The sequence below is a fragment of the Aestuarium zhoushanense genome (assembly GCF_056431045.1).
Genome location: NZ_JBWKMA010000012.1, coordinates 29,552 through 48,680 on the forward strand (window position 1 = coordinate 29,552; position 19,129 = coordinate 48,680).

Genomic DNA, 19,129 nt, shown 5'->3' on the forward strand with positions numbered 1-19,129 from the left:
GCATGACAGACAAAGGTTAACTCTCGCCTGCAGCAGCGTTCGGATCAACGTAGAGGCCCGAATCCTTGAGGCTGTCGATCACTTCTTTCGGCATGTAATCCTCATCGTGTTTCGCAAGGATTTCAGAGGCTTCAAAGGTGCCGTTCACGTATTTACCCGTTCCGATCATCCCCTGATTTTCACCAAAGAGATCAGGCAGGATGCCTGTATAGGTTACCGGAATAACCTCTGCACCGTCCGTTACGTTAAAGGTGATTGTCTCGCTCTCACCACGGACCAGCGACCCCTCTTCGACCAGACCACCAAGGCGGAACACTTCGTTAGCGGGGGGCGGCGCCGCGATCACGTCAGTCGGATCGCGGTAAAAGTTGATGCCATCGCGGAACCCGTAGCCAATCAGTCCAGCCGAGAGCGCAAGCGCGACAAAGGCCAGAACGATGATCTGGATACGACGTTTCTTTTTCAGGCTTTTCAGACCACTCATGGGAATACCGGCGCCAATAGCAGGCCTTCGGTCTCAGGCAGCCCCAGCATGAGGTTTGCGTTCTGCACAGCCTGACCCGACGACCCTTTGTTCAGGTTATCGAGCGTAGAGACAACCATCGCCCGTCCGGACTTGCGGTCGCCTACCACACCGATGTGACAATAGTTCGAACCCGTCACATTGCCCATCGACGGAGCCGCGCCAAAAGGAAGCACAACGATGAACGGCTCGTCTTTATACTGGTCAACCAGCGCCGCATGGATCGCCTGAGCATCGCCGCGCACATAGCAAGACGCGAGGATACCACGGTTCACAGGCACCAGATGCGGGGTGAACATGATCTCGACAGGGCGACCAGCCAGCAGGCTAAACTCCTGATCGAACTCGCCCAAGTGACGGTGTTTGCCGCCTTGGCTATAGCCCATCACATCGGTGGAGCGTTCCGCAAAGAGCATGTTCTCTTTGAGGCTCCGACCAGCGCCAGAGATCCCGTTTTTCAGGTCACAGATGATATCGTCAAGGTCGATCAACCCGCCCGAAATCAACGGACGCAGCGCAAATTGCACCGTCGCCGCGTTACAGCCCGTGCCCGCCACAAGACGCGCGTTTTTGATGTCGTCGCGGTAGAACTCTGTCAGACCGTAAACGGCTTCTTTCTGGAGGTCGGTCGCAACATGCGGTGCACCATACCATTTTTCATAGGCCGCAGGATCGCGCAGACGGAAATCCGCGCCGAGGTCCACGACCTTAACGTTTTTCGGCAGATCACGGACGAGCGCTTGGCTCAAGCCGTGGGGAAGTGCTGCAAACGCGAGGTCGATCTTGTCAAAGTCGATCTCATCAATCGTGCAAAGCGTCGGCAGGTCGAGATGGCGCAGGTGCGGGAACACGTCCGACATCTGCATGCCAGCCTTACGATCCGCAGAGAGCGCAGCAATCTGCAGGTTCGGGTGCGTTGCGATGATCCGCACGAGTTCGGCGCCTGTGTAGCCAGAAGCGCCAAGAATAGCGACGTTATAAGTCATAGGGGTCTCCCGTTTGAGGAGTGAGATAGGTAAGGATGAGCCCCACCGCAACCGGCGGGTTTGCCGAATTAGGCCGAAATGAATTCGACTTTTCGTCGCAAGAACTGTGTGGCGCGATCAGAGACCTTCGACGGATTACCCGTGGTCAGGTAAACGGTGTCCGTCCCTGCCCCCAACATTTCAGGCCGACGCTGCAGGTAATCCTCAAGGCTCGCCGCAACGAGGTTCGCTTGGGAGAACACTTTGACGTTCGGACCCAGCGCGTCTTGGAATTCTTTTTCCATGATCGGGTAATGAGTGCAGCCCAGGATCGCCGCATCAGGTTCGGGCATCTTGCGCTGAAGCGCCTCAACATGGCTCCGAACGAGAGCTTCGGCGAGGATCATATCCCCGTCCTCAATCGCATCCACAACGCCGCCGCAGGCTTGGGCTTCCACGTCCACGCCGATCGCACGGAACGCCAGTTCACGCTGGAACGCGCGGCTCCGCACGGTGGCAGGGGTCGCGAATAACGCCACGTGTTTCACCTCAACTTCGCGCGGCGGCGAGTTATCACCCCATTGCCGTTCGGTCAGCGCCTCAATGAGTGGAACGAAAACGCCGAGCACACGTTTGTCACGCGGAACCCATGATTCCTGCATCCGACGCAGCGCAGCCGCAGAGGCCGTGTTACAGGCGATGATCACGAGGTCGCAGCCTTCGTCCCACATGCGGGCGACGGCTTTGGTCGTCAGGTCATAGATATCGTCGGCATCCCGCACACCATAAGGCGCATGGGCATTATCCCCGAAATAAACAAAGGGAACATCAGGCAGGCGCTTCTGGCATGCATCCAGAACCGTTAACCCACCCAAACCACTATCAAAAACCCCGACCGCCATTAGCGTTTCCTGTATTTCGCCTCGAATTCAAAGCCCAGACGGTTGGTCCCATCGGGGCGTTCACTTAATGCATACGTCCGTTCCCGAAGGAAATCCATCATCGCTTTGGGGTCAGAGGCATATGGGGCGAGCTCCTGTGGCGAAATCGGCGCGCCCACAGCGACTTTGACCCGCGATCCGACGCGCGCACGAAATTCACGGATCAAAAGCCCCATGCGCAGGGTGTAATGCAAACGGCTGGCAAGCTGGAACAGGCGGCTGTTCTGCCCATCAAAATAGAGTGGCACCACAGTCGCCCCCGATTTCGCGACCATCTTAGCGGTGAAATTGCGCCACATCGGGTCCAGAGGCCGATCAAACCCACGGTGCGCGGTCGAAACGGTGCCCCCTGGGAAAATCCCAATCGCCCCGCCCTGTTTCAGGTATCGGATCGCTTCAGCGCGGGTTTCGAGGTTCAGCCGCGCGCCCTCTTTGGTCTCGTCAAAGCTGATCGGCAGGATCACCCGTTCGAGGTCGGCAGAGCGGCGGAACACCTGATGGGCCAAGACGCGGAAATCACCGCCGCGCCGTTCGGACAGGATCAACCCCATCATCATCCCATCTAGGATACCGTAGGGATGGTTCGCCACCACGACCACAGGCCCCTCAGCGGGAATATCACTCAGCGATCCTTTGGTGACCTCTAGCCCCAGTCGATAGCGTTCGACCATCACCTGCCAGAAATCGCGACCCTCAGCGACCTCGCGGTCATAGCCCTTGGCCTGCCGAATGAGCTTTAACCGCCCCGTGACATTTTCCATGGTGCGAACAAGGACGCGGCCCCCTCTGTTCGCCACGGCGCTGGCATAACTGATATCACGGGCCACATGGCGGTCGGAACGCTGCATTTTGGATCGTCTCGGTTGATTCCCTAAAAGTGAAACAGGTATATCCAGCGGCCCACCAAAAAGGCACTGGATATGGGCAAACTGCCTTTAATTTCGCATTTCCGTTACAAATTATCTGTTAGCGCACCTACTCCTATGTTTTTAATGGCCTATCAGGTTGCATAGCTGTTATGACCATAGGTAATGGGCACATTGTAGTGAGCGGTAAAACAGGCGGGCACAGAGTACGATGGATTGGGATAAACTTCGGATATTTCACGCAGTTGCGGATGCTGGGTCGCTGACCCACGCTGGCGAAACCCTGCACCTGTCCCAATCTGCGGTCAGCCGTCAGATTCGCTCGCTTGAGGAATCGCTGAACACCACACTGTTTCACCGCCATGCCCGTGGTCTGATCCTGACCGAACAGGGCGAACTGCTGTTCGACGCCACCCGCGCGATGAATAAACGGCTTGAGGCCGCAGCGGCGCGTATCCGCGACAGCGAAGAAGAAGTGTTCGGTGAGTTGAAAGTGACCACCACCACCGGCTTTGGCACCATGTGGCTCGCGCCGCGTTTGCCGAAACTCTACGAGAAATACCCAGAGCTCAAAATCGACTTGATGCTCGAAGAGCGGGTGCTCGACCTGCCCATGCGTGAAGCCGACGTTGCGATCCGCATGAAAGAGCCGTCACAGGCCGACCTGATCCGCAAACGCCTGATGAATATTCGGATGCGTCTCTATGCGACTCAGGACTACCTCGACACGCACGCACCGCTCACCACGGTCGAAGAAATCTCTGCCCACCGTCTGATTTGCCAGAGCCCCAATTCGGCTCAGGTCTCGGCGGGCGCGACACTGGTGCAACATTTGCTGGGCTACGATGTCCTCAGCACGCTCACCGTGAACAACTACTTTGGCGCGTTGCAGGCCGTTTTGGCGAATTTGGGCGTCGGCGTGCTGCCCGATTACCTGACCGAAGACTTCCCACAGCTCGTCCGAGTGCTACCTGAAATCGAATCCGGTGAGGTTCCTGTGTTCCTCGCCTACCCCGAAGAACTGCGCCAATCGAAACGCGTCGCGGCCTTTCGAGACTTCGTTCAAGAAGAAATATTCAACCACCGCCGCAAGATACGCGATAACGAGACCCCCTCCTGACCCCAGCTATGCTGTGAGTGCATAACGGACATGTCTCAAGTTGATAGGGTTTTTCCTTGATCGTTCACAAACTGCTGCCTATTTGAGCCTTCGAAGCCGATGATGCTTATACGCTCATCACTTCAACCTCCCTGTTGGACTTCGCCGGGCATCGTCCCGGCGATTTTTTTTTGCCCTCGCGTCACCTGCGGGCCTTCCCCCCAAAGCCTGCTTGCCCTAATAGGACGGCACTTCCAGCCTGCGGGGAAAGACAATGGACGATCCGAAAATCACCGAAGACCTGATTGCTGCTCACGGCCTCAAGCCAGATGAGTATGAACGTATCCTCGAGATTATCGGACGAGAGCCGACATTTACCGAGCTGGGCATCTTCTCTGCGATGTGGAACGAACACTGTTCTTATAAGTCATCCAAGAAATGGCTCCGTGGTCTGCCGACCAAAGGCCCGCAAGTGATCTGCGGTCCGGGCGAGAACGCTGGTGTTGTCGATATCGGCGACGGTCAGGCAATCGTGTTCAAAATGGAAAGCCACAACCACCCGTCCTACATCGAACCCTATCAGGGTGCGGCAACAGGTGTTGGCGGCATTCTGCGCGACGTATTCACCATGGGCGCCCGTCCGATTGCAGCGATGAACTCGCTCTCGTTCGGTGCCGCCGATCACCCGAAAACCAAACAGCTCGTCAACGGCGTGGTTGAGGGCGTTGGCGGCTACGGCAACTGTTTCGGCGTGCCTACCGTTGGTGGTGAAGTTCGCTTCCACCCCGCGTATAACGGCAACTGCCTCGTGAACGCTTTCGCGGCTGGCCTCGCTGACGCGGACAAGATCTTCTACTCGGCGGCGTCTGGCGTCGGCATGCCTGTTGTGTACCTCGGTGCGAAAACAGGTCGTGACGGTGTTGGCGGTGCGACCATGGCATCGGCTGAATTCGACGACACCATTGAAGAAAAACGCCCCACCGTTCAGGTTGGTGACCCGTTCACCGAAAAACGCCTGATGGAAGCGTGCATGGAACTGATGCGCACGGGCGCTGTGATCTCTATTCAGGACATGGGTGCGGCTGGCCTCACCTGTTCCGCCGTTGAAATGGGCGACAAAGGTCACTTGGGCATCAAGCTGGAACTGGACCGCGTTCCCCAGCGTGAACCCAACATGACCGCCTACGAGATGATGCTCTCTGAATCCCAAGAGCGGATGCTCATGGTTCTGAACCCAGAGCTCGAGGCCGAAGCCCGCGCTGTATTCGAAAAATGGGATCTCGATTTCGCAATCGTCGGTGAAACCATCGCCGAAGACCGTTTCGTCATCCTCCATGGCAACGAAGTCAAAGCGGACCTGCCGCTCTCTGAACTGTCGTCCTCGGCACCCGAATACGATCGTCCGTGGGTTCCGACCCCAGCGGCAGCACCGATGGCAGACGTTCCTGCCGTTGACGCAATTGACGGCCTGAAGGCGCTGATTTCGTCCCCGAACTACGCGGGCAAACAGTGGGTCTACGAACAATACGACAGCCAAGTTATGGGCGACACCGTTCGCAAACCAGGCTTGGGCGCTGGCATCGTGCGTATTCACGGCACCAATAAGGCTGTTGCCTTCACCTCGGACGTGACCCCGCGCTACGTTAAGGCAAACCCTGTTGAAGGCGGCAAACAAGCTGTTGCCGAAGCCTACCGTAACCTTTCCGCCGTTGGTGCAAAGCCGCTGGCAACCACCGACAACCTGAACTTTGGCAACCCAGAGAAGCCAGAGATCATGGGTCAGTTCGTTGGCGCCCTGCAAGGCATCGGTGAGGCCTGCATCGCGCTCGACACCCCGATCGTGTCGGGCAACGTATCGCTCTACAACGAAACCGATGGTCAAGGCATCCTGCCGACCCCGACCATCTGTGCTGTTGGCCTGATCGAGAACCTCGATGATGCGATCCTCGGCACCGCACGTGACGGTCACGTTCTGCTCTTGTTGGGCGAAACCGCTGGCCACCTCGGTCAGTCGGCTCTGCTTGCTGAGGTTTACAACCGCGAAGACGGCGATGCACCGCATGTTGATCTGGCCGCAGAAGCCGCACACGGCGATTTCATCCGCGCAAACCGCGCGCTGATCAACGCTTGCACCGACCTTGCTGACGGTGGTCTGGCTCTGGCTGCGTTCGAAATGGCCGAAGCCGCTGGCGTTGGTGTCACAGTAGATGCATCCGACACCCCGACCCTCTTTGGTGAGGATCAGGGCCGTTACCTGATCGCTTGCAGCTTTGATAAGGCCGAGGCGCTGATGATCGCCGCAGGTCAGGCAGGTGTGACCCTGCAGACCGTTGGTAAATTCGGTGGCACGGACGTGAGCTTTGGCGGATCCTCCGCACCGCTCGCAGAACTGACCGAGACCTTCCGGTCCTCGTTCTACACCGCGATCCACTAAGCCCGATCAGGCCCGCCACCGCGCGGGCCTTTTCGTCTCTGCCTGTTGATGACGCTCCCTGACCTGAAATCCGACTGCATGAACTGCGCAGCGCTCTGCTGCGTGAGCCTTGTGTTGGACAAAGGCCCGATGTTCGCCATTGATAAGGCCGCAGGCACGCCCTGCCCCAATCTGGGCAAACACCTCTGCACTATTCACGACGATCTGGAACCCCGCGGGTTCAAGGGCTGCACGCTCTATGACTGCGCGGGCGCGGGTCAGCGCGTCACCCAAGAACGCTTCAACGGCGAAAGCTGGCGCGATGCGCCCGAACTCTTGCCCGCCATGATGCGCGATTTCGCAAACCTCCGCCCCGTCCATGAACGCATGACGATGTTGGTTGCCGCCGAAACCTACAATCTATCGCCGGAATTAGAGGCCCGCCGTGCAGGGCTCTTGCGGAAACTCTCGCGCCTTTGGGCCGATACCGCAGAGCAAAAAGCCGCCTTTGACGCCTTCCTCAGCGACATGCGTGAATTTGTCGACCGCTAATCGCTTGCGGCCCGTCCCGCGCCGTCCTACATCTTAGGTAAGACAGGAGGCCCACGAATGGCGATCACCGCAGAAGAAATCGAAAGCCTAATCCGCGAAGCATTCCCCGCTGCCAAAGTGCAGGTTCAGGGCGACGACGGTCAGCACTTTGCTGCCTACGTCGAAGACGCAAGCTTCCGCGATATGAACCGCGTCCAGCAGCAGCGCGCTGTCTACGCGGCGCTCAAGGGCAAAATGGACGGATCACAAGGCGAATTGCATGCTTTGGCACTGACCACCAAGGCACCGGACTAAGGAAAGACAGATGTCGACAGCTGACAAAATCAAAGAAACCGTCACCTCCAATGACGTTGTGCTCTATATGAAAGGCACAAAAACCATGCCGCAGTGTGGGTTCTCGTCCCGCGTTGCGGGCGTTCTGAACTTCATGGGCGTGGATTATGCCGACGTGAACGTTCTGGCTGACGAAGAAATCCGTCAGGGCATCAAAGAATACTCCGACTGGCCGACCATCCCGCAACTCTACGTCAAAGGCGAGTTCGTGGGCGGTTGCGACATCATCACAGAGATGACCCTCTCGGGCGAACTGGATGAGCTGTTTGAAAAAGAAGGTGTTGCCTTTGACAAAGAGAAAGCGGACCAAATCCGCGCTGCGAACCAGTAAATCGCAGACGATCTAATGGAAAAGGCGCCCAGTGAGGCGCCTTTTTTCATTCCGTCGATACGCGATTACAGGATTGGTAAACGACTGCTTCGTTGCCCGTGCCCGCATCATACCAGCCCAGCATCGCCTCGCGGTCCTTGACCCACCAGACATAGTCAGAGGCCACTGGCGAATTGCGGTAGCGTTTACCCTCAGAGCTAGGCACCGCAGAGAGCATCGCGATATGCCCCTCGGCCATCACGATAGCCTGATCGGGGCCATCGGATTGCACATAGACCACGTCCAATTTGATCTCGCGGTCGCAAATATAGATCGAATGGCTCAGCCCTGCGGCCTGCCCTGTTGCTGGCAACAACGCCAAAAGGGCCGCCGCAATACGCATGAGTTATGCCTTTAGTTTGTCGTCCACTTCATCCGCCAACGCTTCGGCTCGCGCAGCGAGTTCCTTGAGCGTGTCGGTCACAGCTGTTGGAACGACAGGAACGGCAACTTCTTTAGGGTTCGCGGCTTTAAGTTCCAATTCCGCGATCTTGGCCTCGGCCTCGCGCAGACGGTCCTCAATTGCGACGGTTTTATCCGCCAGCAACAACCCCGACATCAGCAACAGCTGCGATTCAGGCATACGGCCCGCTTGCGCGGCAAAGCTTGATGCTTCGGCGTCTAGTAGCGCAGCAGCCGATTTCAGGAACGATTCCTCGCCTTCCTGACAGGCCACTTCAAACGAACGACCCCCGATTTTAATCTCGACTTGCGGCATTATTTCGCCTCCTCGATCAAGGGTTTCAGTTCGGCCAGAATAGTCGCGACCTCAGCGGCCTCAGCAGCGCGCAGCGCCCGCAATGCATCCAGTTCCGCCTGCATCGCGCGGTTGATCATCGCGGCATCAATCCCATCCGCCTCTGCCGCCTTACGCAGATTTTCGCTCACATCCCGAAGGGCGGCATTTTCTTCGCGCAATTTTTCCAGGTCGGCCTCAAACGATTGAAGCTGTTCTTTCGCACGCTCAGCGCCACTGTTCAGCTCCGCGATCACGGTGTCCTGACGGGATTTGAGCACCTTAACGCGCTCTTCTAGCTGGGCGTTGACGTCCTTTTGGGCCGCCAAATCTGCCTCTAGCTGGGCCACACGGTCATCCCCTAAAGGCGCCGCCGCAGGTGCCTCACCAGATGCTACCGCTTTGTTTTCCAAGGCAGAAACGCCGCTGCGAATCCGGTCGAGGGCAGCGGAAATGCGCCCTTCAAGCTCTGATATCTCGGTCATCTGCGCGTCCTCCTAGGGCTTCTGTAACGTCGTTGGGGTCCATTGCCCCCACGACAGGCCCGAATCGTGATCTCTTCTCCAAAGCCTAAGTCAATCGAAGCCAAGGGCAAAGGCCCAGCCTACGAACATCGCCAATGACTTAACGGTCCTGCTTGATCTTGTAGGACACCCTGTTATGACGCTGTAAACCAATCGCCCAACAGCAAAGGACCGGACACTTGGATATTGCTGCCCTGCGCGCCGCGCACCCCGATCACTGGATGAAAGCTGCGGCTATCCGCACCCTGACGCTCGATGCCGTTACGGCTGCGAACTCGGGCCACTCTGGTATGCCGATGGGCATGGCCGACGTGGCAACTGTGCTGTTCGAAAAGCACCTGAATTTCGACCCCAAGGCTCCGCTCTGGCCGAACCGCGACCGTTTCATTCTGTCGGCAGGTCACGGCTCTATGCTGATCTACTCCCTGCTCTACCTCACAGGTTACGCAGAAGTATCGCTCGACGAGATCAAGAACTTCCGTCAGTGGGGCGCGAAAACCGCTGGCCACCCAGAGAACTTCCTGCTCGACGGCGTTGAAGTGACCACTGGTCCGCTCGGCCAAGGTATCTCGAACTCGGTCGGTTTCGCGATGGCTGAAGAAATCCAGCGCGCACGTTTCGGCAAAAAAATCGTTGACCACTACACCTATGTGATCGCTGGCGACGGCTGCCTCATGGAAGGCGTGTCCCAAGAAGCCCTCGGTCTGGCTGGCAAACACGAATTGTCGCACCTGATCGTGTTCTGGGACAACAACAACATCACCATCGACGGCACTGTAGAGCTGTCCGACAAAACCGATCAGGTCGCACGTTTCCGCGCGTCTGGCTGGCATGTCGTCGAAATCGACGGCCACGATCCTGTTGCGATCGACGCAGCCATCGTTGAAGCGAAAAAAGACCCGCGTCCGTCGATGATCGCGTGCAAAACCCACATCGCACTGGGCCACGCTGCGCAAGACACCTCTAAAGGTCACGGCGCACTGACCGACAAAGAGCAACTCGCTGCCGCCAAAGCTAACTACGGCGTCAACTGGGGTTCGTTCGAAATCCCAGCAGACGTTAAGGCGCAGTGGGAATCCTTTGGTGCACGTGGTGCTGCGGCTCGCGCTGACTGGGAAGCGGCATTCGCTGCGCTCTCGGCCAACAAACAAGCTGAATTCAACCGTCAGCTCGCTGGTGAAGCACCCAAGAAACTCGCTGCCACCATCCGCGCCCTGAAAAAAGAGATCAGCGAAAAGGCACCCTCCGTTGCGACCCGTAAGTCGTCGGAAATGGTTCTGGCTGCTGTGAACCCGATCATGCCAGAAACCGTTGGTGGTTCGGCTGACCTCACCGGTTCGAACAACACCAAAACCGGTGATCTGGGCGTATTCGACCCTGAAAACCGCGCTGGCCGTTATGTCTACTGGGGCATCCGTGAACACGGTATGGCTGCTGCGATGAACGGTATGGCGCTGCACGGCGGCGTGCGTCCTTACGGCGGCACGTTCATGTGCTTCACCGACTACGCTCGTGGCGCAATGCGTCTCTCGGCTCTGTCGCACCTGCCTGTTGTCTACGTCATGACCCACGACTCCATCGGTCTTGGCGAAGACGGCCCGACCCACCAGCCCGTTGAACACCTCGCGATGCTGCGCGCGACCCCGAACACCCTCGTGTTCCGCCCTGCAGATACCGTGGAAACCGCTGAGGCATGGGAAATCGCGCTCACTCAGGACAAGACCCCGTCAGTCCTGGCACTGTCGCGACAGAACCTGCCGACCGTTCGTACAGAACACAAAGCAAAGAACCTCGTCGCTCAGGGTGCATATGTCCTGAAAGACGCAGAAGCCGGCAAACGTCAGGCGATCCTGATGGCAACGGGTTCCGAGGTCGAAATCGCGCTCAAAGCGCGTGACATCCTCGAAGCCGCTGGCATCGGCACCCGCGTTGTGTCCGTTCCCTGCATGGAGCTCTTCGATCAACAGGACGAAGCCTACCGCAAAAAAGTGCTGCCCGCTGGCCCCGTCCGCGTGGCTGTCGAAGCGGCTGTGCGTCAGGGCTGGGACAAATACCTGCTCGGCGAACGTGGCCGCGAACAGAAGGCTGGCTTTGTTGGTATGGACAGCTTTGGCGCCTCCGCTCCGGCAGAGACGCTCTACGAAAAATTCGGCATCACCGCCGAAGCTGTTGCAGAAAAAGTCAAAGCTCTTTTGGGCTAATCTGCACATCCCCAAAAACAAGAACGCCGCGCATATCCTGCGCGGCGTTTTTCTTTGTCTCGGTCGCTTTGGGTTAGTGCGCTGCCGATGATCCTGTGACCTTGGCGATCAGTGGCCCGACCACTTTGGTCGCAACTGGGATCAGCGCCATGCCGTAGATCACCCCGATCACACCGTCACAAGCCGCCGTCACTGCCCACGCGACAAAGCCCGTAGCGACGCCAACGCTATGGGACGCAACCTCTGCCAGATGATGGATGGCGTCATAAGGAGCGTGCAGACCCAGATTGTGCAGCCCGTGGATCATGATGTTCCCACCAACCCAAAGCATCGCAAGCGTCCCGATAAACGACAGCGCCTTAAGGAGCGGCGGCATCGCCTTAACGATCCCACGGCCAAACCCACGCGTCACCGACAGCCGTGCGTTCTGCGCGATATGCAGGCCCACATCGTCCGCCTTCACGATCAGCGCCACGGTGCCATAGACGGCAAAGGTGATCCCAACAGCGATCACAGCCAGCGTCGCGGCCTCCATCCAGATGCTGCTCGCCTCGAGCGTCGAGAGCGCGATGGTCATGATCTCAGCCGAGAGGATAAAGTCGGTTTTAATCGCCCCCGCGACCTTTTCCTCTTCGAGGTGGGCGGGGTCTTTGATGTCCATGTCCTCTTCGACACTGTGGTCGCCGTGCGGGAAGAAATGGTGAAACACCTTCTCTGCCCCTTCAAAACACAGATACGACCCGCCCAGCATCAGTAATGGCGTAATCGCTTGTGGCAGGAAATTCGACAGCAACAGCGCGATGGGCAGCAGGAACACCAGTTTGTTCTTCAGCGACCCAAGCGTGATCTTTCCGATCATCGGCAGTTCGCGGTCAGGCTTGAAACCCGTCACATAGCTCGGCGTGACAGCGGCATCGTCGATCAAAACGCCCGCCGTTTTTGTCCCCGCCTTTGCCGCCGCTGCCGCCACATCATCAACGCTCGCTGCTGCGACTTTGGCGATACCCGCCACATCGTCGAGCAGTGCCAGTAAACCACTCATGCCCACACCCCTATAGATTCGTTCTTCAATTGGATCGTTATCCTCACGGTATGACAACCCCGCGCTGTTGGCGCAAACCGTTAGCGCCAACCCCTGCGCCAATCACACTTTTATCGCTAACATATTAAACGCATTGCAGATTTTTCTTTGCCGCAAGGCAGCATGCCAGTACAGACCCTGCAAACGCTGACGCTGCAGAGGATGAAAAACGACATGACCGTTACCATCGGCATCAACGGGTTCGGCCGCATTGGCCGCTGCACCCTCGCCCACATCACCGAAGCTGCCCGCAATGACGTGCAAGTTGTCAAAATCAACGCCACTGGCCCGATTGAAACCAACGCACACCTGCTGAAATATGACAGCGTCCATGGCCGCTTTGGTTCTCCGGTTAAGGTGAGCGGCAACACCATGGATCTGGGCCGCGGCCCAATCGAAGTCATGTCGACCTACAACCCCGAAGAACTGGACTGGTCCGGCGTCGACGTGGTTCTGGAATGCACTGGTAACTTCAACGACGGTCAAAAGTCGGCTGTTCACCTTGATCGCGGCGCGAAAAAGGTTCTGATCTCGGCTCCTGCGACCAACGTTCAGCGCACCGTTGTGTATGGTGTCAACCACCGCCAACTGCTGGCCGACGACCGCATGGTGTCGAACGGCTCTTGCACCACCAACTGCCTTGCACCGCTGGCAAAGGTTCTCAACGACGCGATTGGCATTGAATCGGGCATCATGACCACGATCCACAGCTACACCGGTGACCAACCAACGCTCGACCGTCGTCACAAAGACCTCTACCGCGCACGCGCCGCGGCTATGGCGATGATCCCGACCTCCACGGGTGCGGCTAAGGCTCTGGGTGAAGTGCTCCCTGAAATGAAGGGCAAACTGGACGGTTCCGCCGTTCGCGTCCCGACCCCGAACGTATCTGCTGTTGACCTGTCGTTCATCGCAGAAAAATCGGTCACCGTTGATGAAGTGAACGAAATCGTCCGCGAAGCAGCTCAAGGCTACATGGGCATGGTTCTGGGCTACGACGCAGAACAGAAGGTTTCCATCGACTTCAACCACACCACGGAATCGTCGATCTTTGCCCCCGACCAGACCAAAGTCGTCGGCCGCATGGTTCGCGTCATGGCATGGTATGACAACGAATGGGGCTTCTCGGCACGTATGGCCGACGTTGCTGCCGCAATGGGCCGCCTCGTTCACTAATCAATTGCATAGCGTCATGGCTGCGGGGTAAACCCGTGGCCATGAACAGCACAACGACCTACACGCTTTTCGCGTTGATCGTGACGGGTTTCGTCATCGATATGGCTCTCGGCCTCGGGGGCACCCTGTTTATCCTCAAAGAACTGTTTGATCTGACAGAATGGTTGGCATTCTGGCGCTGATTGCGCTGGTTTTGCCCTATTCACTGTTGACCTTTGGCGAGAAATCGCAATGTTAGCGCCAACGGAGAGAGTTAGCGCCAACATTACCCCGTTCTGGAGGACATCTTATGGCAGTCAAAGTCGCAATTAACGGTTTCGGTCGCATCGGCCGCAACGTCCTGCGCGCAATCGTTGAATCCGGCCGCACCGATATTGAGGTTGTAGCGATCAACGATCTGGGTCCGGTTGAAACCAACGCACACCTGATCCGCTTCGATTCTGTTCACGGTCGTTTCCCGAGTGAGGTGACCACCACCGAGGACACCATCGACGTCGGTCGTGGCCCGATCAAAGTGACCGCAATCCGCGATCCCAAAGAATTGCCGTGGGGCGATGTGGACATCGCGCTGGAATGCACAGGCATCTTCACCGACCGTGAAAAAGCAGCATTCCACCTCGAAAACGGCTCAAAGCGCGTTCTCGTCTCTGCCCCATCGAGCGGTGTAGACAACACCATCGTTTACGGTGTGAACCACAACTCGCTGAAAGCTGACCAACTGGTTGTCTCAAACGCGTCTTGCACCACGAACTGCCTGTCGCCAGTTGCCAAAGTGCTCAACGACAAGGTTGGCATCGTCAAAGGTTTCATGACCACCATCCACTCCTACACAGGTGACCAGCCGACGCTCGACACCATGCACAAGGACCTCTACCGCGGACGTGCGGCAGCAATGTCGATGATCCCGACCTCGACTGGCGCTGCTAAGGCCGTTGGCCTCGTACTGCCGGAACTGAACGGCAAACTCGACGGCGTTGCGATCCGCGTGCCCACCCCGAACGTTTCAGTCGTTGACCTGACGTTTGAGGCCGCTCGCGCAACCACCGTTGCAGAAATCAACGAAGCAATCATCGAGGCTTCGAACGGCGCGCTCAAAGGTATCCTTGGCTACACCAGCGTTCCGAACGTTTCGATCGACTTCAACCACGACCCGCATTCGTCGACCTTCGCGCTCGACCAGACCAAGGTCATGGACGGCACCATGGTCCGCATCCTGACATGGTACGACAACGAATGGGGCTTCTCGAACCGCATGGCAGACACTGCCGTCGCGATGGGCAAACTGATCTAATCAGCCCCTCTCAGAATACCAAAGGCCGCCCCGTCAAACGGGCGGCCTTTTTCGTTGTGCCTTTGTGCCGCAAATATCCCGGGGGTCTGGGGGCAGCGCCCCCAGCGCTCCAAATAAAAACGGGGGCCACTGGCCCCCGCTCTCAATCTCACAGGTCTGAACCGATCACTCGGTCACAGTCACCGATGCCATCATGTCAGGCTGACCGATCACGGCGCCGTTTGCGCCTTCACCGCGCTTAATCGCATCCACGACGTCCATACCTTCGGTCACAGTGCCCACAACGGTGTAATCGCCGTTCAGGAAATAGCCGGGCTGGAACATGATAAAGAACTGGCTGTTGGCCGAGTTCGGATCAGCCGCGCGCGCCATACCAACGACACCACGGTCGAACGGCAGGGCCGAAAACTCCGCCGGAAGGTCAGGCAGGGTCGATCCACCCATACCCGCCATCGACATATCGCCGCCCATACGGCCAAACTCTACGTCACCCGTCTGCGCCATAAAGCCGTCAATCACGCGGTGGAACACCACGCCATTATAGAGCCCTTGGTTCGCCAGTTCGGTGATCCGCGCCACGTGCTGAGGCGCGATATCCTCGAGAAGGTCGATATGGAACGTGCCGTTTGCTTGACCAGAAACGGTCACATCCAACCCCGTTGCCAGCGCAGGGCCAGCCACCAAAGTCAGAACACACGCAAGCTTATACATCTGCTGCCACTTTCACGCTGATCATTTTGTCGGGATCGACGGGCGGTTCGCCACGAACGATCTTGTCGACAAACTCCATGCCCGACAGCACACGACCGTAGACGGTGTATTGGCCATTCAGGAAATGGTTGTCTTTGAAGTTGATAAAGAACTGGCTGTTGGCCGAGTTCGGGTTCATCGAACGCGCCGCACCCAGCGTGCCACGGTCGTGCGGGAGACGCGAAAACTCTGCAGGAAGGTCAGGCAGATCCGAACCACCCGTGCCCGCGCGGTTTTTGTTGTACGCATCGCTGTCGATGTTGCCGTGCTCTACGTCGCCAGTTTGCGCCATGAAACCGTCGATCACGCGGTGGAACACAACGCCGTCGTATTTGCCAGCGCGTGCCAGCTCTTTCATGCGGGCGGTATGTGCGGGCGCAACGTCAGCCAGAAGTTCAATCACAACCTGACCGTCTTTGAGCTCGATGATCACTGTGTTTTCAGGGTCTTTGATATCGGCCACGGGGACCTCCTTGATTTCGCGTTCTTTGCACACTGACATAAGCCTCTTGCACGTCCTTGCCAAGGGATGCTCCCAGACCTTGCGTTGAAAGGCGATAACGAGGATACCGCTATCAGATATCAACCCAAGATTTGACGGAGGCGCAGATGGCTTGGAAAACACTCGACGATATGGACCTCAATGGAAAACGCGTTCTGGTGCGCGTGGATATCAACGTCCCCGTCGAAAACGGCGTTGTGACCGATACAACCCGCATTGACCGCATCGTGCCCACAGTCAAAGACATCGTTGCCGCTGGCGGTATTCCGATCCTCCTCGCGCACTTTGGTCGTCCCAAAGGCAAAGTCGTGCCAGAGATGTCGCTCCGCGTGACCCTGCCCGCGCTTGAGGCCGCTTTGGGATCGTCCGTCACCTTTATCGAAGTGCCCAACGCGGACGAGATGAAAGCCCTCACCCACGGCACCATCGTGCTGGTTGAGAACACCCGCTTCACCCCGATGGAAGAAGAGAACAACCCAGAGATGGCGAAATACCTCGCGACCTTGGGCGATATCTACTGCAACGACGCCTTCTCTGCCGCGCACCGCGCCCACGCCACCACCGAAGGCGTGGCTCACCTCCTGCCCTCTTGCGCGGGTCGCCTGATGGCCGAAGAACTCAGCGCATTGGAAAAGGCTCTCGGCTCGCCCGTGCGTCCCGTCGTGGCCGTTGTTGGCGGCGCGAAAGTCTCGACCAAGCTCGACCTTCTTGGCAACCTCGTTGGCAAAGTCGATCACCTCGTGATCGGCGGCGGCATGGCAAATACTTTCCTCGCCGCCCAAGGCATCAACGTCGGTAAATCGCTCTGCGAACATGATCTGGCCGATACCGCCCGCGACATCCTCGCAAAGGCCGCCGATGCAGGCTGCGAGATCATCCTGCCCCGCGATGTCGTCGTCGCCCGCGAATTCAAAGCCAACGCTGACAACGAAACCGTTGTGCCAGAGTCGGTCCCCTCTGACGCGATGATCCTCGACGCTGGCCCCGAAACCGTTGCCTACATCAGCGAAGTGCTCGACCGCGCCGAAACCCTGATCTGGAACGGCCCGCTCGGTGCGTTCGAAATCGAACCCTTTGACTTCGCCACCAACGCCGCCGCGAAAAAAGCGGCAGAGCTGACCAAGGCTGGCAAACTCGTCTCCGTCGCGGGCGGGGGTGACACCGTCGCCGCCCTGAACAAAGCCGGCGCCGCAGAGGACTTTACCTACATCTCCACCGCTGGCGGTGCCTTCCTTGGATGGATGGAAGGCAAGGTCCTCCCTGGCGTCGCAGCCCTCGGATGAAGCATTTTGAAAGAAAGTGAACAGTGATAGCGTTATCCTAAAAAACGTTATCGCTATCACATTTGCAACCTGCGCCCCGCTTTCCTAAAAGCGGGGCGCAGGCCGTTTAAGGCCTTAAAAATTCTTAATATTTCACGAGGATTTAGTAATGAACCCGCAGATGGCCGCTAAGGTATCCGAAGGCAAAGGCTTTGTCGCAGCTCTCGACCAGAGTGGCGGCTCGACCCCCAAGGCCCTGCGCCTCTACGGTGTTGAAGAAAGCGAATACAACGGCGACGCCGAGATGTTCGACATGATCCACCAGATGCGGTCGCGGATCATCAAATCCCCGTCCTTCACGGGCGACAAAATCGTCGGCGCGATCCTCTTTGAAATGACCATGGACCGCGACATCGACGGCACCCCGACCGCTGAATTCCTCTGGAACGCAAAATCGGTCGTGCCCTTCCTGAAAATCGACAAAGGTCTGGCGGACGAGGCAAACGGCGTTCAACTGATGAAACCGATGCCAGAGCTCGACACCCTTCTCGCGCGCGCCGTGACCAAAGGCATCTTTGGCACCAAAGAACGCTCTGTCATCAACGCAGCCAACGCCGAAGGCATCAAAGCCGTCGTCGCACAGCAGTTTGAAATCGGTATGCAGGTTCTCTCGCACGGCCTCATGCCGATCATCGAGCCCGAAGTGAACATCACCATCGCCGATAAGGCCGAGGCCGAAACCATCCTGCGCGACGAAATCCTCGCTCAGCTGGACGCTCTGCCCGCCGACAAACAGGTGATGCTGAAACTCTCGCTCCCTTCGGTCGAGAACTTCTACAAACCGCTCGTCGATCATCCCCGCGTGATGAAAGTCGTCGCTCTTTCTGGTGGCTACTCCCGCAAGGACGCAAACGACCTCCTGTCGAAACAGACAGGCATGATCGCGTCGTTCTCCCGCGGCCTGACCGAAGGCCTCTCGGCCAAACAATCTGATGCAGAATTCGACGCCATGCTCGCCGCATCGGTCGGCTCGATCTACGACGCTTCAGTCGCAGGCTAATGTCACATCGGGGCGCCTTCGGGCGCCCTGTTTCTTTCCTGACTCTACTCGAAAAAACTTTGTGAAATAACCCTTTGGGGGATTCACAAAGCGAATCAGATGTGCGAATCTAGCGTCAACACCCGTCAGAGGTGATTTTGAGGCATATTATGAATCGCAGCGCACGGCCCGCTATGGGCTCTGTTATCTACTTCACAGTTTTGATCCTTCTGGGTCTCTACTTCACCTTTGCCGCTGTGCAGGGTGAATACGGCGTGTTCCGTCGCGCTGAAATTGATGCCCAAGCCCGTGAATTGCAGGCCGACCTCGACGCGCTGAACGTCGAAGTCGCGCATATGCAAAACCTCACCCGCCGTCTCTCTGACAATTACCTCGACCTTGACCTTCTCGACGAACGCGCCCGCGATGTTCTCGGCATGGTCCGCTCGGACGAGATCGTAATCACCCGATAATCCTGCCTTTGTGCCCCAAATATCCCGGGGGA

The 19,129-nt window shown here is 57.7% G+C and carries 22 protein-coding genes; 12 read left to right on the forward strand and 10 right to left on the reverse strand.

The annotated features are described in order from the left end of the window. Positions 1-16: 16 nt before the first annotated feature. The 4 genes from ccmE to AC07ED_RS04765 form a co-directional block, all read right to left on the reverse strand. Positions 17-475, reverse strand: coding sequence for a cytochrome c maturation protein CcmE (gene ccmE / locus AC07ED_RS04750; RefSeq protein ID WP_105236335.1), 459 nt, complete (start codon positions 473-475; stop codon positions 17-19). A gap of 5 nt (positions 476-480) precedes the next feature. Continuing rightward, complete coding sequence (gene argC / locus AC07ED_RS04755) at positions 481-1,509, reverse strand: N-acetyl-gamma-glutamyl-phosphate reductase (RefSeq protein ID WP_105234891.1); 1,029 nt, start codon at positions 1,507-1,509, stop codon at positions 481-483. Positions 1,510-1,577: 68 nt separating this feature from the next. After that, positions 1,578-2,390 (reverse strand): glutamate racemase, encoded by an 813-nt coding sequence (locus AC07ED_RS04760; protein ID WP_105234890.1) that lies wholly within the window; start codon positions 2,388-2,390, stop codon positions 1,578-1,580. Beyond that, entirely contained in the window at positions 2,390-3,277 is an 888-nt protein-coding gene (locus AC07ED_RS04765; RefSeq protein WP_105234889.1) for a lysophospholipid acyltransferase family protein, read from the reverse strand. The genes AC07ED_RS04760 and AC07ED_RS04765 overlap by 1 nt, the downstream gene beginning before the upstream one ends. Positions 3,278-3,506: 229 nt before the next feature. On the opposite strand from AC07ED_RS04765, the gene AC07ED_RS04770 reads away from it, so the two are divergent. The 5 genes from AC07ED_RS04770 to grxD all read left to right on the forward strand — a co-directional run bounded on the left by AC07ED_RS04770 (position 3,507) and on the right by grxD (position 8,023). Further along, positions 3,507-4,415, forward strand: a complete 909-nt coding sequence (locus AC07ED_RS04770) for a LysR family transcriptional regulator (RefSeq protein WP_105234888.1) — start codon at positions 3,507-3,509, stop codon at positions 4,413-4,415. Positions 4,416-4,668: 253 nt separating this feature from the next. Then, positions 4,669-6,828, forward strand: coding sequence for a phosphoribosylformylglycinamidine synthase subunit PurL (purL, locus tag AC07ED_RS04775; protein ID WP_105234887.1), 2,160 nt, complete (start codon positions 4,669-4,671; stop codon positions 6,826-6,828). Between the two features lie 48 nt (positions 6,829-6,876). Beyond that, positions 6,877-7,359, forward strand: coding sequence for a hypothetical protein (locus AC07ED_RS04780; protein WP_105234886.1), 483 nt, complete (start codon positions 6,877-6,879; stop codon positions 7,357-7,359). A gap of 57 nt (positions 7,360-7,416) precedes the next feature. Next, a complete protein-coding gene (locus AC07ED_RS04785) occupies positions 7,417-7,653 on the forward strand; it encodes a BolA/IbaG family iron-sulfur metabolism protein (protein ID WP_105234885.1) in 237 nt (78 codons plus the stop codon). 10 nt (positions 7,654-7,663) lie between these two features. Next, positions 7,664-8,023 carry a Grx4 family monothiol glutaredoxin gene (gene grxD / locus AC07ED_RS04790; protein ID WP_105234884.1) on the forward strand — a complete coding sequence of 120 codons (360 nt, stop codon included), beginning with the start codon at positions 7,664-7,666 and terminating at the stop codon, positions 8,021-8,023. A 46-nt stretch (positions 8,024-8,069) separates the two neighbouring features. Here grxD and AC07ED_RS04795 read toward each other — a convergent pair whose 3' ends face one another. The 3 genes from AC07ED_RS04795 to AC07ED_RS04805 are packed head-to-tail and all read right to left on the reverse strand — an operon-like array spanning position 8,070 to position 9,283. Next, positions 8,070-8,405, reverse strand: coding sequence for an MliC family protein (locus AC07ED_RS04795; protein WP_105234883.1), 336 nt, complete (start codon positions 8,403-8,405; stop codon positions 8,070-8,072). Between the two features lie 3 nt (positions 8,406-8,408). After that, entirely contained in the window at positions 8,409-8,780 is a 372-nt protein-coding gene (locus AC07ED_RS04800) for a cell division protein ZapA (protein ID WP_105234882.1), read from the reverse strand. Next, the gene (locus AC07ED_RS04805; RefSeq protein WP_105234881.1) at positions 8,780-9,283 is read right to left on the reverse strand and encodes a hypothetical protein; all 504 of its coding nucleotides are present in this window, start codon (positions 9,281-9,283) and stop codon (positions 8,780-8,782) included. Before AC07ED_RS04805 ends, AC07ED_RS04800 begins: the two co-directional genes overlap by 1 nt. 218 nt (positions 9,284-9,501) lie before the next feature. Here AC07ED_RS04805 and tkt point away from each other — a divergent pair, with 218 nt between their 5' ends. Continuing rightward, positions 9,502-11,523 carry a transketolase gene (gene tkt / locus AC07ED_RS04810; protein ID WP_105234880.1) on the forward strand — a complete coding sequence of 674 codons (2,022 nt, stop codon included), beginning with the start codon at positions 9,502-9,504 and terminating at the stop codon, positions 11,521-11,523. A 73-nt stretch (positions 11,524-11,596) separates the two neighbouring features. Here tkt and AC07ED_RS04815 read toward each other — a convergent pair whose 3' ends face one another. Beyond that, positions 11,597-12,565 (reverse strand): DUF808 domain-containing protein, encoded by a 969-nt coding sequence (locus tag AC07ED_RS04815; protein WP_105234879.1) that lies wholly within the window; start codon positions 12,563-12,565, stop codon positions 11,597-11,599. A 213-nt stretch (positions 12,566-12,778) separates the two neighbouring features. Here AC07ED_RS04815 and gap (AC07ED_RS04820) point away from each other — a divergent pair, with 213 nt between their 5' ends. From gap (AC07ED_RS04820) to gap (AC07ED_RS04830), 3 genes are all read left to right on the forward strand, one after another. Beyond that, a complete protein-coding gene (gene gap, locus AC07ED_RS04820) occupies positions 12,779-13,780 on the forward strand; it encodes a type I glyceraldehyde-3-phosphate dehydrogenase (RefSeq protein WP_105236334.1) in 1,002 nt (333 codons plus the stop codon). A 35-nt stretch (positions 13,781-13,815) separates the two neighbouring features. Then, entirely contained in the window at positions 13,816-13,962 is a 147-nt protein-coding gene (locus tag AC07ED_RS04825; protein WP_478241897.1) for a hypothetical protein, read from the forward strand. 107 nt (positions 13,963-14,069) lie between these two features. Then, positions 14,070-15,071: a type I glyceraldehyde-3-phosphate dehydrogenase gene (gap, locus tag AC07ED_RS04830; protein WP_105234877.1), complete on the forward strand. Its 1,002-nt coding sequence runs from the start codon at positions 14,070-14,072 to the stop codon at positions 15,069-15,071. Positions 15,072-15,236: 165 nt separating this feature from the next. Here the strand turns inward: gap (AC07ED_RS04830) and AC07ED_RS04835 are convergent, their stop codons facing one another. Then, positions 15,237-15,782, reverse strand: coding sequence for a peptidylprolyl isomerase (locus tag AC07ED_RS04835; protein WP_105234876.1), 546 nt, complete (start codon positions 15,780-15,782; stop codon positions 15,237-15,239). Then, a complete protein-coding gene (locus tag AC07ED_RS04840; RefSeq protein ID WP_105236333.1) occupies positions 15,775-16,284 on the reverse strand; it encodes a peptidylprolyl isomerase in 510 nt (169 codons plus the stop codon). Before AC07ED_RS04840 ends, AC07ED_RS04835 begins: the two co-directional genes overlap by 8 nt. A gap of 146 nt (positions 16,285-16,430) precedes the next feature. Here AC07ED_RS04840 and AC07ED_RS04845 point away from each other — a divergent pair, with 146 nt between their 5' ends. From AC07ED_RS04845 to AC07ED_RS04855, 3 genes are all read left to right on the forward strand, one after another. Further along, positions 16,431-17,606 carry a phosphoglycerate kinase gene (locus tag AC07ED_RS04845; RefSeq protein WP_105234875.1) on the forward strand — a complete coding sequence of 392 codons (1,176 nt, stop codon included), beginning with the start codon at positions 16,431-16,433 and terminating at the stop codon, positions 17,604-17,606. Between the two features lie 148 nt (positions 17,607-17,754). Beyond that, entirely contained in the window at positions 17,755-18,645 is an 891-nt protein-coding gene (locus tag AC07ED_RS04850) for a fructose bisphosphate aldolase (protein WP_105234874.1), read from the forward strand. Between the two features lie 149 nt (positions 18,646-18,794). Further along, entirely contained in the window at positions 18,795-19,097 is a 303-nt protein-coding gene (locus tag AC07ED_RS04855; RefSeq protein ID WP_105234873.1) for an FtsB family cell division protein, read from the forward strand. Positions 19,098-19,129: the final 32 nt, after the last annotated feature.

Coding starts and splice junctions, on each gene's coding strand:
- AC07ED_RS04780 (WP_105234886.1), top strand. CDS start 6,877: ATGACGCTCCCTGACCTGAAATCCGACTGCATGAACTGCGCAGCGCTC.
- AC07ED_RS04855 (WP_105234873.1), top strand. CDS start 18,795: ATGAATCGCAGCGCACGGCCCGCTATGGGCTCTGTTATCTACTTCACA.
- AC07ED_RS04770 (WP_105234888.1), top strand. CDS start 3,507: ATGGATTGGGATAAACTTCGGATATTTCACGCAGTTGCGGATGCTGGG.
- AC07ED_RS04850 (WP_105234874.1), top strand. CDS start 17,755: ATGAACCCGCAGATGGCCGCTAAGGTATCCGAAGGCAAAGGCTTTGTC.
- AC07ED_RS04845 (WP_105234875.1), top strand. CDS start 16,431: ATGGCTTGGAAAACACTCGACGATATGGACCTCAATGGAAAACGCGTT.
- argC (WP_105234891.1), bottom strand. CDS start 1,509: ATGACTTATAACGTCGCTATTCTTGGCGCTTCTGGCTACACAGGCGCC.
- AC07ED_RS04835 (WP_105234876.1), bottom strand. CDS start 15,782: ATGTATAAGCTTGCGTGTGTTCTGACTTTGGTGGCTGGCCCTGCGCTG.
- gap (WP_105234877.1), top strand. CDS start 14,070: ATGGCAGTCAAAGTCGCAATTAACGGTTTCGGTCGCATCGGCCGCAAC.
- purL (WP_105234887.1), top strand. CDS start 4,669: ATGGACGATCCGAAAATCACCGAAGACCTGATTGCTGCTCACGGCCTC.
- gap (WP_105236334.1), top strand. CDS start 12,779: ATGACCGTTACCATCGGCATCAACGGGTTCGGCCGCATTGGCCGCTGC.
- AC07ED_RS04765 (WP_105234889.1), bottom strand. CDS start 3,277: ATGCAGCGTTCCGACCGCCATGTGGCCCGTGATATCAGTTATGCCAGC.
- grxD (WP_105234884.1), top strand. CDS start 7,664: ATGTCGACAGCTGACAAAATCAAAGAAACCGTCACCTCCAATGACGTT.
- AC07ED_RS04815 (WP_105234879.1), bottom strand. CDS start 12,565: ATGAGTGGTTTACTGGCACTGCTCGACGATGTGGCGGGTATCGCCAAA.
- AC07ED_RS04760 (WP_105234890.1), bottom strand. CDS start 2,390: ATGGCGGTCGGGGTTTTTGATAGTGGTTTGGGTGGGTTAACGGTTCTG.
- AC07ED_RS04805 (WP_105234881.1), bottom strand. CDS start 9,283: ATGACCGAGATATCAGAGCTTGAAGGGCGCATTTCCGCTGCCCTCGAC.
- AC07ED_RS04800 (WP_105234882.1), bottom strand. CDS start 8,780: ATGCCGCAAGTCGAGATTAAAATCGGGGGTCGTTCGTTTGAAGTGGCC.
- AC07ED_RS04795 (WP_105234883.1), bottom strand. CDS start 8,405: ATGCGTATTGCGGCGGCCCTTTTGGCGTTGTTGCCAGCAACAGGGCAG.
- AC07ED_RS04785 (WP_105234885.1), top strand. CDS start 7,417: ATGGCGATCACCGCAGAAGAAATCGAAAGCCTAATCCGCGAAGCATTC.